Source organism: Nitratireductor sp. StC3, assembly GCF_003015025.1.
Taxonomy (GTDB): Bacteria; Pseudomonadota; Alphaproteobacteria; order Rhizobiales; family Rhizobiaceae; genus Mangrovimarina; species Mangrovimarina alexandrii.
The window spans coordinates 1-1,830 of the sequence record NZ_PYBP01000031.1; the positions used below are offsets into that span (position 1 = coordinate 1).

General features: G+C 65.7%; 2 protein-coding genes. Both read right to left on the reverse strand.

Annotated elements, in window-relative coordinates; genetic code table 11:
* On the reverse strand, window positions 1–914 hold a 914-nt coding region (locus C7T96_RS23755), incomplete at its 3' end, for an electron transfer flavoprotein subunit alpha/FixB family protein (RefSeq protein WP_106573736.1).
* Window positions 915–1,077: 163 nt separating this feature from the next.
* Window positions 1,078–1,827, reverse strand: a complete 750-nt coding sequence (locus C7T96_RS23760) for an electron transfer flavoprotein subunit beta/FixA family protein (RefSeq protein WP_106573737.1) — start codon at window positions 1,825–1,827, stop codon at window positions 1,078–1,080.
* Window positions 1,828–1,830 lie beyond the last annotated feature (3 nt).

Consider the following 1,830-nt stretch of genomic DNA (forward strand, 5'->3'; position numbering starts at 1 on the left):
AGCTCTGGGATTGCTGTGAAGAGGTCTTGGACGAGGCCGTAATCGGCGACCTGGAAGATTGGTGCCTCCTCGTCCTTGTTGATGGCGACGATGATTTTGGAGTCCTTCATGCCGGCCAGGTGCTGGATGGCGCCTGAGATGCCCACGGCGATGTAGAGGTCGGGGGCGACCACCTTGCCGGTCTGGCCGACCTGCCAGTCATTGGGCGCATAGCCGGCATCCACGGCCGCGCGCGAGGCGCCCACCGCCGCGCCGAGCTTGTCGGCGACCGGCAGGATGACCTCCTGGAACTTTTCCGCCGAGCCGAGCGCGCGCCCGCCCGAGATGATGATCCGGGCCGAGGTCAGCTCCGGACGGTCGCTCTCCGACAGCTTGTTCTCCACAAAGCGCGACAGGCCCGGATCGGCCGCCGCCTCGACCGTCTCGACCGGGGCAGAGCCGCCGTCGCCGGCCGCCTGGAAGCCGGCGGTCCTCACCGTGACCACCTTCGTGGCGTCGCCGGACTCCACCGTCTGGATCGCGTTGCCGGCATAGATCGGCCGCTTGAACGTCTTGGCGTCGACCACCTCGACAATGTCGGAGATCTGCATCACGTCGAGCAGCGCCGCCACCCGCGGCATCACGTTCTTGCCCATCGTCGTGGCCGGCGCCACCAGCGCGTCGTAGCCCTCGGCCAGAGAGACGACCGTGGCCGCAAGCGGCTCGGCCAGGCGCTCGGCGAGCCCGTCGGCCTCGGCAAGCAGAACCTTGCGCACGCCGGCAAGCTTGGACGCCTGCTCGGCCGCCGCCTTGGCGCCCTTGCCCGCCACCAGAATGTCAACATCCGAGCCAAGCCCGGACGCCGCCGACAAGGCCTTGGCGGTCTGGTCGGACAGGGTTTCATTGTCGTGTTCGGCAATCAAAAGAGTGGCCATCGTCGTCGTCCTTGCCTTGCTTGTCCCGCTCGCTCCGGTCCGAATTCGGATCAGGCCGCAGCCAAAGCGGTTGGGTTCGAGAACCGGCGCACAACGCAGTCGGATATGCGGGCACCGGAAGCACAGAGACCGGCCGCTTGCAGACCGGCCTCAAGCGAATTCACTACAGCACGCCGGCTTCGTTCTTCAGCTTTTCGACCAGCTCGGCCACGTCCTTGACCTTCACACCCGCCTTGCGGCCCTCAGGCTCCTCGGTCTTCAAAACCTTCAGACGCGGCGCGGCGTCGACGCCGTAATCGTCCGGCGTCTTCTCCTCAAGCGGCTTCTTCTTCGCCTTCATGATGTTGGGAAGCGACGCATAACGCGGCTGGTTCAGCCGCAGATCCGTCGTCACGATCGCCGGCAGCGACAACTCCACCGTCTGCAGCCCGCCGTCCACCTCGCGCGTCACCGTCGCCTTGCCGGCGGCAATCTCGACCTTGGAGGCGAACGTGCCCTGGCTCCAGCCCAAAAGCGCGGCCAGCATCTGGCCGGTCTGGTTGCTGTCGTCGTCGATCGCCTGCTTGCCCAGGATCACCAGCTCCGGCTTCTCCGCCTCAACGATCCCCTTCAAGACCTTGGCAACCGCAAGCGGCTCCATAACCGCGTCCGTCTTGACCAGGATGCCCCGGTCCGCCCCCATCGCAAGCGCGGTGCGGATCGTCTCCTGAGCCTGCTGCGGGCCGACCGAAATCGCGACGATCTCCGAAACCGTGCCCGCCTCCTTCAGCCGGATCGCCTCCTCCACCGAAATCTCGTCAAAAGGGTTCATCGACATCTTCACGTTCGAAAGCTCGACGCCCGAGCCGTCGGCCTTAACACGCGGCTTAACATTCGCGTCGATCACACGCTTGACCGGGACGAGGACTTTCATGCG